General features: G+C 53.8%; 10 protein-coding genes. 7 read left to right on the forward strand and 3 right to left on the reverse strand.

All coding sequences use genetic code 11. The annotated features are described in order from the left end of the window. Positions 1-26 precede the first annotated feature (26 nt). Positions 27-737 carry a cysteate racemase gene (cuyB, locus tag SELR_RS14260; protein WP_014425920.1) on the reverse strand — a complete coding sequence of 237 codons (711 nt, stop codon included), beginning with the start codon at positions 735-737 and terminating at the stop codon, positions 27-29. 140 nt (positions 738-877) lie between these two features. On the opposite strand from cuyB, the gene SELR_RS14265 reads away from it, so the two are divergent. From SELR_RS14265 to narI, 6 genes are all read left to right on the forward strand, one after another. Then, positions 878-1,807: a LysR family transcriptional regulator gene (locus SELR_RS14265; RefSeq protein WP_014425921.1), complete on the forward strand. Its 930-nt coding sequence runs from the start codon at positions 878-880 to the stop codon at positions 1,805-1,807. A gap of 122 nt (positions 1,808-1,929) precedes the next feature. Next, on the forward strand, positions 1,930-3,012 hold the full coding sequence (locus SELR_RS14270; protein ID WP_014425922.1) for a haloacid dehalogenase-like hydrolase: 1,083 nt from the start codon (positions 1,930-1,932) through the stop codon (positions 3,010-3,012). A 171-nt stretch (positions 3,013-3,183) separates the two neighbouring features. Next, positions 3,184-6,861, forward strand: coding sequence for a nitrate reductase subunit alpha (locus tag SELR_RS14275; protein WP_014425923.1), 3,678 nt, complete (start codon positions 3,184-3,186; stop codon positions 6,859-6,861). Next, positions 6,851-8,269 carry a nitrate reductase subunit beta gene (gene narH / locus SELR_RS14280; RefSeq protein ID WP_014425924.1) on the forward strand — a complete coding sequence of 473 codons (1,419 nt, stop codon included), beginning with the start codon at positions 6,851-6,853 and terminating at the stop codon, positions 8,267-8,269. Before SELR_RS14275 ends, narH begins: the two co-directional genes overlap by 11 nt. Continuing rightward, complete coding sequence (narJ, locus tag SELR_RS14285; RefSeq protein ID WP_014425925.1) at positions 8,269-8,805, forward strand: nitrate reductase molybdenum cofactor assembly chaperone; 537 nt, start codon at positions 8,269-8,271, stop codon at positions 8,803-8,805. Before narH ends, narJ begins: the two co-directional genes overlap by 1 nt. Beyond that, positions 8,802-9,467: a respiratory nitrate reductase subunit gamma gene (gene narI / locus SELR_RS14290; RefSeq protein WP_014425926.1), complete on the forward strand. Its 666-nt coding sequence runs from the start codon at positions 8,802-8,804 to the stop codon at positions 9,465-9,467. The genes narJ and narI overlap by 4 nt, the downstream gene beginning before the upstream one ends. 48 nt (positions 9,468-9,515) lie before the next feature. Here the strand turns inward: narI and SELR_RS14295 are convergent, their stop codons facing one another. Continuing rightward, positions 9,516-10,190 carry a Crp/Fnr family transcriptional regulator gene (locus SELR_RS14295; protein ID WP_014425927.1) on the reverse strand — a complete coding sequence of 225 codons (675 nt, stop codon included), beginning with the start codon at positions 10,188-10,190 and terminating at the stop codon, positions 9,516-9,518. 175 nt (positions 10,191-10,365) lie between these two features. Between SELR_RS14295 and SELR_RS14300 the strand changes: the two genes are divergently transcribed. Further along, positions 10,366-11,709, forward strand: a complete 1,344-nt coding sequence (locus SELR_RS14300) for an MFS transporter (protein WP_014425928.1) — start codon at positions 10,366-10,368, stop codon at positions 11,707-11,709. Between the two features lie 78 nt (positions 11,710-11,787). Here SELR_RS14300 and SELR_RS14305 read toward each other — a convergent pair whose 3' ends face one another. Then, positions 11,788-14,130: an FAD-dependent oxidoreductase gene (locus tag SELR_RS14305; RefSeq protein WP_014425929.1), complete on the reverse strand. Its 2,343-nt coding sequence runs from the start codon at positions 14,128-14,130 to the stop codon at positions 11,788-11,790. Positions 14,131-14,139: the final 9 nt, after the last annotated feature.

Here is a 14,139-nt window from a genome sequence, read left to right on the forward strand (position 1 = left end):
GTTTCACGTGCTACATATAGACGACATTATGCAATCATGGTTCCATCCGTAGCTTCCATCTTGGCAAATTTAACAGCCGCCTTGGCCAGCTCATCAGTGGAGTCAATAAATGTGCCCTCCAGCCCATACATATCTACAGCCACAGGCACTTCCGTACAGCCAAGAATAAAGGCCTCAGCGCCCTGCACCTGCATTTCCTTCAGCAGCTCCCTAACCGCTGTCGTATCGTAAGCCTTATTTGTGGACTTGACACCATCATAGATCAAATCATCGATCAGATGCTGCTTTTCTGCAGACGGCGCAATGCATTGGATGCCTTTGGCCTCCAAGCCATCCTGATAAAGCCCCGTGCTGATAGTTCCGCTGGTTGCCAGCAGGCCGACACTGCGATAGCCTTTTTCCCAGGCGCTGGCAATCGTCACATCGATGATGGATAACACCGGAATCGTGATCTGCGGCAGGATTTCCGGCAGGAAATAATGGGCTGTATTGCAGGCGATGATGATGAAATCCGCACCGGCCATCATCAAACGCTTGGCCGTCTTCACCATCTCCGGTGCCGGGGATGCGCCCAAGCCCTTAATGGCTCGGGTGCGGTCGGGAATCGTACAGTTATTATCCACGAGCATGGGGATATGTTCCTGATCACATCTGGCTGGTGTCGCCATGATGATTTTTCGCATCAGATCCACCGTTGCCATTGGCCCCATGCCACCCATAATGCCGATTGTCTTCATATTGCTCACTCCTCGTATTGATTCAAGAAGATTTGCGTACGTTCATCTTGCTTAAAGCATACCATCAGCGTAAAATATAAGCAAATACATATAACTATATACATTATATAAAAATATTTTATATAGAAGAGGTGTTTGCAATGACCGGCAGGGAATATGTCTATACGGTATATGAGGAAAAGAGTTTTTCCGCCGCAGCCAAAAAACTTTTTATGACACAACCAGCCCTATCTGCGGCAGTAAAGAAAGTCGAGCAGGAATTAGGCCTGCCCATCTTCGACCGCTCTCACTCTCCCTTGCGGCTCACCGACGCCGGGCGGGCTTACATCGAAGCAACTGAAAAAATCTTCCAGATAGAGAAAAACCTCCAGCGCTTTGTCAACGATCTGGCAGAACTGGAAAGCGGCAATCTGGTGATTGGCGGCACGAACTTCGTAACAGCCTGCTTCCTGCCCCGGCTGATCAAAAACTTCAACGAACAGCATCCCAACATCCATATTTCCGTAATCGAGTCCAGCAGCGCGGAATTATTTGCGGGACTGAAACAGGGTACCATCGATCTCGTCATTGACAGCGGCGAATGCAATACCAAGGAGTTCGAATCCCTGACCTTCTTTACCGATAGGATTATGCTCGCCGTGCCCAAGGCTTTGGCCCCCGAAAATGAATCCGCATTTTCCCAACAGGACATCAGCGCCGGCAAGCATCTGCAAGTGAGTGCGCCCATAGCCAGGCTGCAGGATTTCCAGGACATTCCCTTCCTGCTGCTGGGCAAGGGCAACGATATGTACCGCCGGACCATGGAACTCTTCCGGGAAGCAGAGATCACGCCTCATGTGCGCCTCTACCTCAACCAGCTGATGACGGCCTATCATATGACAGCGGCAGGCCTGGGGGCAACCTTCCTGACCGACACCCTGATCCGCATGGCTGCCCCTAATGACCTGCTGAACTACTATCTGCTGGATCATCCCCTGCTGGAACGTGAAATATTCATTGCCGTCCCGCGCAGCAGTTACCATCCCCGAGCCATCCAGGCCTTTTGGGCCAGTGTTGCCCAAAGCAGGTGATGTTTCACGTGCAACAAAAGAATACAAAAATTTTTTCCCTCTCTGCAAGGATTTTTGCATCTGTATCACGAATACCACAAACGTGTAGTGTTCACAGAATTTTTATGGGGAGGTATTTTTTTATGCGTAGCAAGAAACTCTGCGCTGCCGTATTGGCAGCAACACTCGGTTTTGGTTTTATGGCCAGTGCACCAAGCACTGAAGCTGCTACCCGCGCCGAGCTGGCTCAGATTTCTGTAAACCAAAAAGGCACGAACTTCAAGTATTGGAACAAAGATGCCAAGTCCTATCAGGCACTCACCAATTATGTCAAAGACGTAACCAACCCCAAGAGCAAGAACTTCATTCCTGTGGAAGACCGCATCGCCGTTTTCGATCTGGACGGCACCCTGATCTGCGAGACCACCCCCTCCTATTTCGAGTGGATGATGTATCTGGAACGGGCACTCAACGATCCGACCTTTACCCCGAAAAAAGAAGACCGTGAATATGCAAAAGTCGTAAAAGCAGCCATCGACAAAGGGTCCCTGCCCGAAGATATGGAACGCAAAGAGGCAAAATCCCAAGCCTCCGTATTTGCCGGCATGACCTTGCCGGAATACGAAGCCTACGTGAAGAAATTCATGCAGACACCGGCAGAGGGCCTGAACAACCTCAAACGCGGCGATTCCTTCTATCTGCCCATGGTAGAAGTCGTTTCCTATCTGAACGCCAACAAGTTCAAGATCTTCGTGGTTTCTGGCTCCGACCGTCAGGCGCTGCGCATCCTGACCGATGGCATCATGCCCATTGAAAAGGACAATATCATCGGCACAGACGTCTGGAACCTGGCCTCCCATCAGGGGGATACCGACGGCCTCGACTACCTCTATCGCAAGGATGATGAAGTCATCCGCGGCGAATTCACTCTCAAAGATGTCAAGATGAACAAGGTTTCCAACATCGCCCGGGAAATCGGCAAGCAGCCTGTACTGGCCTTCGGCAACAGCTCCGGTGACGGCAGTATGTTCAACTACACCATCACCAACAATAAATACAAAGCCCTCGCCTTCTCCCTGCTCTGCGATGACACGGAACGCGAACTGGGCAACCAGAAAAAAGCCGACAAGATGCGGGCTTCCTGCGAAAAATACGGCTGGATTCCGGTTTCCATGCGTGATGATTTCAAGACCATCTATGGTGACAATGTAACCAGAACCAAATAAAGCACTATTGTTGCACGTGAAACAAAACATATAACAGGTACCCCTTGAGCATATCATTATTGCTCAAGGGGTATTTTATTGCACTGGAAGTGATGTTTATCACATGAAAAAACATGTGATTCGGATAAAATAAGCATAATTCAGATGTATGTGTTTTAGGAGGAGCTTAGGGTGAGCAATGTGTTTCAAAAGTTCAACTACCTTATTCCCAAGAAAAAATCAGCCAACGGGCATCAGCAGTTAAACGAAGGCGGCCGTGAGTGGGAGAATACCTACCGCGACCGCTGGTCTTTTGACAAGTGCGTGCACTCCACCCATGGGGTGAACTGCACGGGTTCCTGCAGCTGGAATATCTATGTCAAGAATGGTCTGGTGGCTTGGGAGAACCAGATCCACGATTATCCGGAAACAGCACCGGATATGCCGGATTTCGAACCCCGGGGCTGTCCTCGCGGAGCATCCTTTTCCTGGTATCTCTACAGCCCCCATCGCATCAAATATCCATATCTGCGCAGTGAACTGGCGCAGCTTTGGCGGGAGGCGAAAAAAAATCACCATACCGTGCTGGAAGCATGGCAGAGTATCGCCAACGAGCCGGCCAAAATGAAGCAATATAAGGAAGCCCGCGGCTTGGGCGGCTTTGTTCGCTCCACCTGGGAGGAAGCCTCCGAAATCGTGGCGGCTTCCATGATCCATGCTGCCATAAAATATGGCCCGGACCGGAATTTCGGCTTTTCCGTAATCCCGGCAAAATCCATGCTTTCCTATGCCGGCGGCCTGCGCTTTATGCAGCTGATGGGCGGTGCCGGCCTTTCCTTCTACGACTGGTATGCGGATCTGCCACCCGCCAGCCCGCAGGTCTGGGGCGATCAGACCGATGTGCCCGAGTCTTCCGACTGGTACAATGCGGGCTACATCATCACCTGGGGTTCCAACGTGCCCCTGACGCGCACGCCGGATGCCCATTTCTTAGTGGAAGCCCGCTACAAGGGTACGAAGGTCGTTTCCATCGCCCCGGACTACGCCGAATCCACGACGGTAGCCGATACCTGGATTCCCCTGAAGGTGGGCAGTGATGCCGCCATGGCCATGGCCATGGGCCATGTGATCCTCAATGAATACTATTGGGGCGAACCGGCAGAATTCTTTGTGGAATACACCCGCAAGTATACGGACTTCCCCTTCCTCGTTCGTCTGGAAGAGCGAAATGGAAAATATCAGGCCACCCGCTTCCTGAATGGTCAGGATATGGGGCGCAAGGACAAGCATGCCGATTTCAAGCACTATGTGATGGATGAGAAGACCGGCAGCCTGGTCGTGCCCAATGGCACCATGGGTGACCGCTGGGACCGCAAGGAAAAATGGAACCTCAAAGAGGAAAACAGCGATAATGGCGATGCCATCACACCGCAGCTATCCGTCCTGGGCTCCATGGATAAAATTGTGGAAATCCAGCTGCCCTACTTCGGCAATGAGCGGGAAAACCGGCTGCTGACCAGAGCAGTCCCCGCCAAGCGCATCAAGACGGCAGATGGTGAGATTCTGGTGACCACGGTATACGACCTGACGCTGGCCAACTATGCCATTGACCGCGGCCTTGGCGGTGAAGTGGCATCCTCCTATGAAGATGATGTGCCCTATACGCCGAAATGGCAGGAAAAATACACGGGCGTACCTATGGAAACGGTTATCCATACGGCCAGGGAATTTGCCGACAACAGCCTCAAGACCAAAGGGCGCACCATGGTCATTATGGGCGGCGGCATCAATCACTGGTTCCACGCCGATGTGGTCTACCGCACGATCCTCAACCTGCTGCTGTTCGTCGGCGCCGAAGGCCGCAACGGCGGCGGCTGGGCTCATTATGTGGGACAGGAGAAACTGCGTCCGGCAGAGGGCTGGCAGCGTATCATGACAGGCCTTGACTGGAAGAAGCCGCCCCGCCTGCAGAACAGCACCTCCTTCTATTACTTTGCCACAGACCAGTGGCGCAGCGACGAAATTGACCTGTCCGATCTGACTGCAGAAGGCGTAAGCCCCCGCTACCGCCATGCCGGTGACTATAATGTCATGGCGGCACGTCTGGGCTGGCTGCCCTCCTACCCCACCTTCAACAAGGGCGGCCAGCAGCTCCATGATGAGGCCAAAGCCGCCGGCATGGATGTGAAGAAGTATATCGTCAACAGCCTCAAGGACAAGAGCCTGCAATTTTCCGTGGAAGATCCGGATAATCCGGCCAACTTCCCACGCAATCTCTTTATCTGGCGCAACAACCTCATTGGTTCCTCAGCCAAGGGCCACGAATTCTTCCTGAAGTATCTCTTAGGCACAAAAAACGGCCTGTTCTCCGAGGAAGAAGCCCCTAACCGCCCCGAGGAAATCAAATGGCGGGATGAAGCAGAACTGAGCCAGCTTAATGGTGCGGCCAATGGCAAGTTGGACTTGCTGATTGACCTCGACTTCCGCATGGCCAGCTCCGCCCTCTATGCCGATGTGGTACTGCCCACGGCCACCTGGTACGAAAAGGATGATTTGTCCTCCACGGACATGCATCCCTTCGTCCACCCCTTCCAGGCCGCAGTCGATCCCCTTTGGGAGGCCAAAACCGACTGGGAAATCTTCAAGACTTTGGCCAAAAAGGTTTCCGAAGTGGCCAAAGAAGCCAATGTCCAGCCCTATAAGGATGTGGTTGCCATGCCCATCCAGCATGACAGCGAAGGGGAAACAGCCCAGCCCGCAGGCCGCATCCGCGATTGGAGCAAGGGCGAGTGCGAACCCATTCCCGGCAAGACCATGCCAAACCTTATGGAAACGGAACTGGATTTCACCAAGGTCTATGAAAAATGGATTGCCCTTGGCCCTGGGGTGTCGGAAAAAATGGGCAGCCTCTCCATGAGCTGGGATTCTGCCCCCGAATATGCAGAAATCGGCAAGCGCAACGGCACCATCCAGAATAAGGATTATATCTCCTATGGGATGCCTTCTATTGCCGATGCCAAACAAGCTGCGGATGCGGTATTAGGCCTTTCCACCACCACCAATGGCAAAGTGGCTGTCAAGGCCTGGAAATCCCTGGAAAAGGAAACCGGCCTCAATGAACTCACAAAGCTGGCCAAAGACCGGGAAGATGAACGCTTCACCTTTGAGCAGGTAGCCGTGCAGCCAAGGGAAACCATCACCTCCCCCACCTTCACGGGCAGCAATCAGAACCGGCGCTATACGCCCTTCACCACCAGTATCGAGGAACTCGTCCCCTTCCGTACCATTACGGGACGGCAGTCCTTCTTCCTGGACCATGAGATGATGCACGAGATGGGTGAGTCCATGGCTACTTACAAGCCCATTCTGGACTATATGCCCATCAAAAACAAGTTAGGCGGCACAAGAGAAATCACCCTGAAATATCTGACGCCCCATAACAAATGGAGCACCCATTCCATGTACTTTGACAGCCAGCAGCTGCTGACCCTGTTCCGTGGCGGCCAGACCGTCTGGTTCAATGAAAAGGATGCCGCTGAAATCGGCGTCAGGGACAATGACTGGGTGGAACTCTACAACCATAATGGCGTAGTGGTTTCAAGGGCCGTGGTATCCCCGCGCCTGCCCCGGGGTGTGGTCTATATGCATCATGCCCAGGATCGCCATATCAACGTGCCGGGCAGCAAAATTTCCGGCACCCGCGGCGGCACCCACAATACGCCGACACGCATCCATATGAAGCCCACCCATATGATCGGGGGCTATGGACAATTAAGCTATGGATTCAATTATTATGGCCCCACAGGCAACCAGCGGGATATGTATGTGGTGGCCCGCAAGCTGGAGGAGGTAGATTGGCTTGAAGATTAAAGCACAGATTTCCATGGTCATGAATCTGGACAAGTGCATTGGCTGTCATACATGCTCCATCACTTGCAAGAATGTCTGGACCAACCGCCCGGGTGCGGAATACATGTACTTCAACAACGTGGAGACAAAACCCGGTATCGGCTATCCCAAACAGTGGGAAAACCAGGAGAAATGGAAGGGTGGCTGGGAGCTCAAAGGCGGCAAGCTGCAATTGCGTTCCGGCAATAAGCTGGAACGCTTAGCCAAGCTCTTCTACCATCCCGACCAGCCGGAAATGGATGATTACTACGAGCCCTGGACCTACGATTATGAAACCCTGATCACGTCCAAGCGCAAAAAACATCAGCCCATCGCCCGCCCCCGTTCCCTGATCACCCAGAAACCCATGGAAATCAAATGGGGGCCGAACTGGGAAGACGATCTGGCCGCCGGGGAATCCGCCCGGCAGGATCACAACTTCAAGAATATCGCTGAAGATATCACCCTGGAATTCCATGACCTCTTCATGAAATACCTGCCCCGCACCTGCAACCACTGTCTGAACCCCGCCTGTGTAGCGGCCTGCCCTTCTGGTGCCATCTACAAGCGGGAGGAGGACGGCGTGGTGCTGGTGTCCCAGGACGGCTGCCGGGGCTGGCGTCACTGCATCCCTGCCTGTCCCTACAAGAAGGTCTATTTCAACTGGAAGACCAATAAAGCAGAAAAGTGTATTTTCTGCTTCCCCCGCCTGGAAAACGGCCTGCCTACAATCTGTGCCGATACCTGCGTAGGGCGTCTGCGCTATATGGGCGTGCTGCTCTACGATATGGATAAGGTCAAGGATGCGGCTTCGACACCGGACAAAGGTGAGATCTATCACAGCATGCTGGATATCCTTCAGGATCCTCATGATCCAGAGGTCATCAAGGCAGCCAAAGATGCAGGCATTCCTGACAACTGGCTCAAGGCAGCGCAGGCTTCCCCGGTCTATAAAATGGTCAAGGAATGGCAGGTGGCCCTGCCCCTGCATGCAGAATACCGCACCCTGCCCATGGTCTGGTATGTACCGCCCCTGTCCCCCATCACCCGGCGGGCGGAAGCGGATGTGTACCTGCCAGACGTAAAGGATATGCGCATCCCCCTTTCCTATATTGCCGAGCTCTTTGCCGCTGGCAATGTGGCAGTGGTGGAAAACGTATTGCAGCGTCTGCTGGATATGCGCATGGTCATGCGTGCCAAGGAGACCGGTGAGGAACTTCCCCGCCGGCTGGAATACGATCTGGAAACCTATGAAGCCATGTACCGGCTGATGGGCATTGCCAAGTATAAGGACCGTTTCAACATTCCTGCTGGTTTGCAGGAACAAGCGGAAGATAAATTACGAGAACTGCAGGGTTCCTGTGGCTATAACTGTCCGGGAGGGTGCTGATGATGACCGAAACAACAGAATATCAGAAAACGCTGTCTTTGGCTGCCTATCTCTTCGCCTATCCCCATGCGGAATGGTGGACAAAACTCCCCGCCTGCCGCCAGGAAGCAGCCAGCCTTGAGAACCCGCAGAACAAGCAGATCATCCTGGACACCTTGGATTATATCGAGATCATGGGACATAAAGAATATGAAGAACTCTATGTCCGCACCTTCGAGTTTTCTGCGAATACCAATCTCTACCTGACCATGCACGACCGCACGGACTTCGGCAAGCAGGCCCGGGAAATGCTGGAATTCAAGAATCTCTTCTTGGACAACGGCTATGACCTGAACAAGGAACTGCCGGATTTCCTGCCTGCCCTGCTGGAATTGGCGGCCCACCTCTCTGCCGAACAGGCAGGCAAGGTGCTGTCCAGAATACAGCCTAAGATTGAACTGCTGCGCCAGCGCTTTGTGGCGGCAAAACTTGCCCATACATTCCTGCTGGATGTGATTTTGACCGAAACGGATGAACTGGAGGGAGCAACCGCATGAATGAATTCCTCTATGGGGTGCTACCCTATATCGCCCTGACAATCTTCGCAGGGGGCACCATTATGCGCTATACCATCTATGAACGCAACTGGACCACGAAGTCCAGCGAGTTCCTGTCTAAGCGCGACCTGAAATGGGCCAATCCCCTTTTCCATATCGGCCTGCTGATGGCCTTCGGCGGTCACTGCGTCGGCATCCTTGTGCCAAAATTCATGACCGAGGCTGCGGGCACCGATGAGCATATGTATCATCTTATGAGCCTCGCAGGCGGCCTGCCGGCGGCGGTGCTCTTCCTCGGCGGTTTTCTGTGGCTCTGCCAGCGGCGGTTTGCCGGCAATGACCGCATGCAGGTAAATACCAGCGGCATGGACAAACTGCTCTATCTCGTGCTGCTGCTGACCATCGTATCCGGCACCATCGGCACGGTCAGCAATATCCCCGGCGGCTTCGACTACCGTGAAACCATCTCCCCCTGGTTCCGCTCGGTACTCATGCTGCAGCCTGAGGTTGGATTGATGGAAAACGTCCCCCTTGTTTTCCAGATCCATATGCTGAGCTGGATGATGACCGCCATGCTGTTCCCCTTCACGCGGCTGGTGCATTGTCTGAGTTTCCCCTTTGAATACCTGTTCCGCAGCAATATCATCTACCGAAAAAAATAAGTTCTTACACAAAAATCGCTGGTCTCTGCCAGCGATTTTTTCATAGCCTTATTCGATATTGCAGACTTCCCGGCCGCAGTTCTCACATTGGATCGCGTCCTTGAGGTAATCCATGTCCTTGATGAAGATCAGATGTCCCCGGTATTCGATGATATCCGCCTTCTTGAGTTCTCCCAGCATGCGGTTCAGGCTCTCCCGGGCGGTCGCAGAATAATTGGCCAATTCCTGATTGGTCAGGGGCACGGAGATAAGGATTCCCCCATCCACCTCTTTGCCATAACTGTTGGCCAGCCGTATCAGGGTGGAATACAGCGCCCCCTTCTTGCCATAAAGCAGCAGATCCCGGAATTTCGTATGCTGCTTGCGCATATGGGCGCTGATGATGCGCAGGATATTCACTGCCAGAGGAGGACGCTTTTCCAGATAGCTCTGCAATACGGGGAATTCAATGGCGTAGACCTCAGCGGCACTTTGGGCGATGGCATTGAAGATGTAAGTAGGATTATCCTCAAACAACGGCAATTCCCCAATAATGCTGCTGCGGGTAGCTAACCGCAAGGACAGCACCCGCCCGCTGGTGGCATATTTCGTGATGAATATCTGCCCTGTACGCACGATATAGAAATATTTCGCCGGATCACCTTCGTGAAACAGATATTCCCCATCATGCAGCATAATAACCTTGCCGGGAACTTCATACAATTGACGAACCAAAGACTCCATGACCTTACCCCTCTCAAAACTCAACTTGCTTCCCTTAAGCATACTAAAAATTTCCCATTCTAACTGTGAGATTTGTTACGTTTTCCGTGAGGTTTGTTACTTACATATTGATATATTTCAATTATACTTAATACAAATCAATAACAATGTGATAATAAGGATGGATGATGAACAAATGTCAACAAGCAAAGACTTCGCTGTCCTCGGCGAAAATCCCTCCCGCCGGGAAATCTTGCAGCATTGGGAGCCGGAAAACAAGATATTTTGGGAGACATACGGCAAAAAGATTGCCAACCAGAATCTGGCTGTCTCCACCTGGGCTTTAGTTTTATCCTTTGTGGTCTGGACCTTATGGGCCACCATTGCCGCCCAGCTCAACACCGTGGGCTTCCACTTCACAGATGAGCAGATCTTCACGCTGGCCGCCCTGCCGGGGCTTGTTGGTGCCACGGGGCGCCTGTTCTACACCTATCTGCCTGGCCTGCTCGGAGGCAAGACCTCAACATTGCTGACCACGGCCCTGTTATTGCTGCCAATCATGGGCCTGGGCAATGCCCTGCAGGATACAAGCACCTCCTATGAGACCTTTGTGCTCCTCGTATCCTTTATCGGCATAGCCGGCGCCAATTTCTCCGCCTCCATGGCCAATATCGGCTTTTTCTACCCCAAGGCAAATAAAGGGTTGGCCCTGGGCATCAACGCAGGCGTGGGCAATCTGGGCGTATCCCTGATCTACCTGACAGCCCCCCTACTGCTGGGCTGGAACTTGTCCGGCCTTTTCGGTGCCGGTCTGCCCACCGCCGCGGGTTCGACTCTCTACCTGCAGAATGTCTGCTATTTCTGGGCTATCCCCACATTGATCACACTTGTACTTATCTGTATGTTTATGGATAATCTGCCCCTGCCCAAACAAAGCCCTAAGAGCGTATTATCCATCTTCGGCAACAAACACACCTGGCTGATGTGCTGGATCTACACCTGCGGCTTCGGTTCCTTTATCGGCTTTTCTGCCGCTTTAGGCTTGCTGGTATCCAAGGAATTCCCCGAGGTTTCCTTCTCCATGGCGGCCTTCCTTGGTCCCTTTATCGGCGCCAGCGTACGGCCGCTGGGAGGCTGGCTGGCCGATAAACTCGACAGCGGTTCCCGCGTCACGCTTCTCTCCCTATTCGTGATGCTGGCAGCCAGCCTTGTAACCATGCTGGGCATCCAAGCGCATAACTTCGCAATGTTCTTTGGTTCCTTCCTGCTGCTGTTCCTGACCACCGGTTTTGTCAACGGTGCTTCCTTCCGCATGATTCCCTATATCTTCAATAATCCCTTCCACTCCTCTTTGGTTACAGGCTTTACCGCTGCCATTGCCGCCTATGGCGCCTTCCTGATTCCCAAGATCTTCGGCTGGGCCTACAGCAATTATCAGGATGTAACCCCAGCTTTCTACATCCTGATCGCCTTTACCATCAGTACCGTTATCGTCACCTGGTATTTCTACGACCGCAAAAATTCCGGTCAACATTGTTAAAACATGTTGCACGTGAAACAACAACGCCCGGCAAGCTTATCGCCTGCCGGGCGTTGTTTCACGTGCAACAATATATTTTTATGCTTTTGCACCAGTTGAATACATCTTGATGGGTTCCGGGTTGTCTTCGATGCTCCAGACACCGCAGGGGCAAACACCGGCGCAGATGCCGCAACCGATGCACTTATCGGGATCGGATACGTATTCCCAGCTGCCATCTTCCTTCTCAACGCGGGTGATGGCCTTTTCCGGGCAGGATTCCAGACACATCTTACAGTCACGGCAGGTACCGCAGCTTACGCAGCGTGCATGGTCATCCACAGGATCCCCCAGCAGGCAGTGATGGCATTTGTCAAAGTATGCCTTGGACAGGCGCTCGGCCGGGATCTGGGCCTTCTGCGGGAAGGGCTTAACTTCCTTGCCCATCACATACTGATCCACATAGTGAGCTGCCTTGCGGCCGCTGCCGATGGCATCCGTCAGGCGCCCCGGCTTGATGGTATCGCCGGCGGTGAATACCCCCTTGGCAATGGACTGGTCAGCCTTGGGCACCAGCCAGCTCTTGCGGAAGAATTCGATGCCCTCATCTTCCGGCAGGAAATCCAGCACCGGTTCTTCACCGATGGAAACGATAACCTGATCGGCGGGGATGAAGGTGCCATCATTGGCGTATACGCCCTCAGCCGTGATCTTATTGGTGAAGAACGGCCATACCAGCTTGCCGCCGAGACCTTCCACATAGTCGATCTCTTCCTTGAAGGCGGCCGGTTTCTGCACGTCCACAGCCACTACCGTTTCTGCGCCCATCTCGTAAGCGCCGCGGCAGGTATCCATACCGGAGTTACCGGCACCGATGACCACTACATGCTTGCCGGTCTTCGGCTTCTCGCCGCGGTTGATGGCCTTGAGGTATTCGAGGCCCATGGTCAGGCGCTCTGCCCCTTCCCAGGGGAAGAAGCGGGACTTAGTACCGCCCGTAGCCACGATAACGGCGTCATTTTCGCCGCGCAGCTGTGCGAATTTATCTTTATCCACCTTGCAGGCGGATACGAATTTCACCCCAACGCTTTCAATGCGTTTGAGTTCTGCTTCCAGCAGTTCATGGGACAGGCGGCCCCGGGGGATAACCTGTTCCAGCTTACCACCGATATGCTCAGCCTCATCATAGACCGTCACGCTGTGGCCTTTGCGGGCCAGCTGCCAGGCTGCGGACAGACCGGCTACACCGCCGCCGATAACGGCGATTTTCTTGCCCGTCTGCACTTCCGGCTTCGGCACCGTCAGGAAGGCGGAGCGATAGCCCAGGTCGCCGATCTGGATGGGCTGGTCGATGCTGCCACGGGTACAGCCATCCATACAGGGGTTCGGGCAGACAGAGCCGCAGACCGAACCTGGGAAGGGCGTGTAATCCAGCTCCAGCTGGAAAGCTTCGTCGAGCTTGCCCTGACGAATCAGATCAAAGCGGCGCTGGGTCGGAATGCCCGTGGGGCAGTTGAATTCGCAGGGTGCGGCGAATTTCGCATTGTCCCAGCTGGGTACGCGCAGGCGATAGAGCCCTGTGGACAGGGTGTTATGCACAGCGAAATCATCATGGGCAACGTCGGAGAAGATGCCGCCCTTTACCCAGTCATTCATGCGGAAAGCCTGCATGGACGGCTTGTTGTTGCCCTTGGCTGCCTTCTCTGCAAAGGTCAGCGGCGTGAGCTTCTGCCATTCACTCCAGTTCGTCAGTTCCGCCTTCAGACTCTGCTGGTCGATATGGGCCAGGAAGTCATCCATGCCGTTGTTCAGGAAATCAATATCCTCATCATCCAGCGGCAGGCATTTGATATCCGAGGGGAAATCATCCACGTTGCCACGGACATAAACGACACCGCCTACCATGCCGACGCAGGCACGCTCGCCCAGCACGGAAGCGAACTGAGCACTGTCATAGCCGCAGACCACGGCACGGCCGCCGCCCATGAATTCGAAGGAAAAGGAACCCGTGTTCTTGAGAATCCAGAGTTCCGGCTCTTCATAAAGGGGGTCATGCTTCATCAGGGAGCCGGTACGGGTACCGCTGCGGCCGCCGATGAAGATCTTGCCGCCGGAGGAGCAGTGACCTGCCGTATCGCCGGCATCGCCCTTGACGGTGATGATACCGCCGGCGTTGAGCCAGCCCACGTCAGCAGAGGTTGCCCCATCTACCACGATTTCCGTACCCGGCAGGCACATGGAACCCACGCGCTGACCAGCATTGGTCACATGGAAATGAAGGGTCTTCCCTTCCGGATGCCACAGCGGGCCGCCGATATCATGCTGCCCGGATGCAGCTACCTCAAATTCCGTTTCGCCCTGACGCACAGCCTCTTCGATGGCCAGCAGCAGGTCCTGGGTGGACATACGGTCATGTCCTTTCATTGTATCGATCTTGAACATTACGCTATC

The sequence above is a fragment of the Selenomonas ruminantium subsp. lactilytica TAM6421 genome, from assembly GCF_000284095.1.
Lineage (GTDB): Bacteria > Bacillota > Negativicutes > Selenomonadales > Selenomonadaceae > Selenomonas_A > Selenomonas_A lactilytica.

What these genes read in the sequence shown, in the direction of transcription:
- narJ (WP_014425925.1), top strand. Translation starts at nt 8,269, where the DNA reads ATGATGACCGAAACAACAGAATATCAGAAAACGCTGTCTTTGGCTGCC.
- SELR_RS14265 (WP_014425921.1), top strand. Translation starts at nt 878, where the DNA reads ATGACCGGCAGGGAATATGTCTATACGGTATATGAGGAAAAGAGTTTT.
- SELR_RS14300 (WP_014425928.1), top strand. Translation starts at nt 10,366, where the DNA reads ATGTCAACAAGCAAAGACTTCGCTGTCCTCGGCGAAAATCCCTCCCGC.
- narI (WP_014425926.1), top strand. Translation starts at nt 8,802, where the DNA reads ATGAATGAATTCCTCTATGGGGTGCTACCCTATATCGCCCTGACAATC.
- SELR_RS14305 (WP_014425929.1), bottom strand. Translation starts at nt 14,130, where the DNA reads ATGTTCAAGATCGATACAATGAAAGGACATGACCGTATGTCCACCCAG.
- SELR_RS14270 (WP_014425922.1), top strand. Translation starts at nt 1,930, where the DNA reads ATGCGTAGCAAGAAACTCTGCGCTGCCGTATTGGCAGCAACACTCGGT.
- cuyB (WP_014425920.1), bottom strand. Translation starts at nt 737, where the DNA reads ATGAAGACAATCGGCATTATGGGTGGCATGGGGCCAATGGCAACGGTG.
- SELR_RS14295 (WP_014425927.1), bottom strand. Translation starts at nt 10,190, where the DNA reads ATGGAGTCTTTGGTTCGTCAATTGTATGAAGTTCCCGGCAAGGTTATT.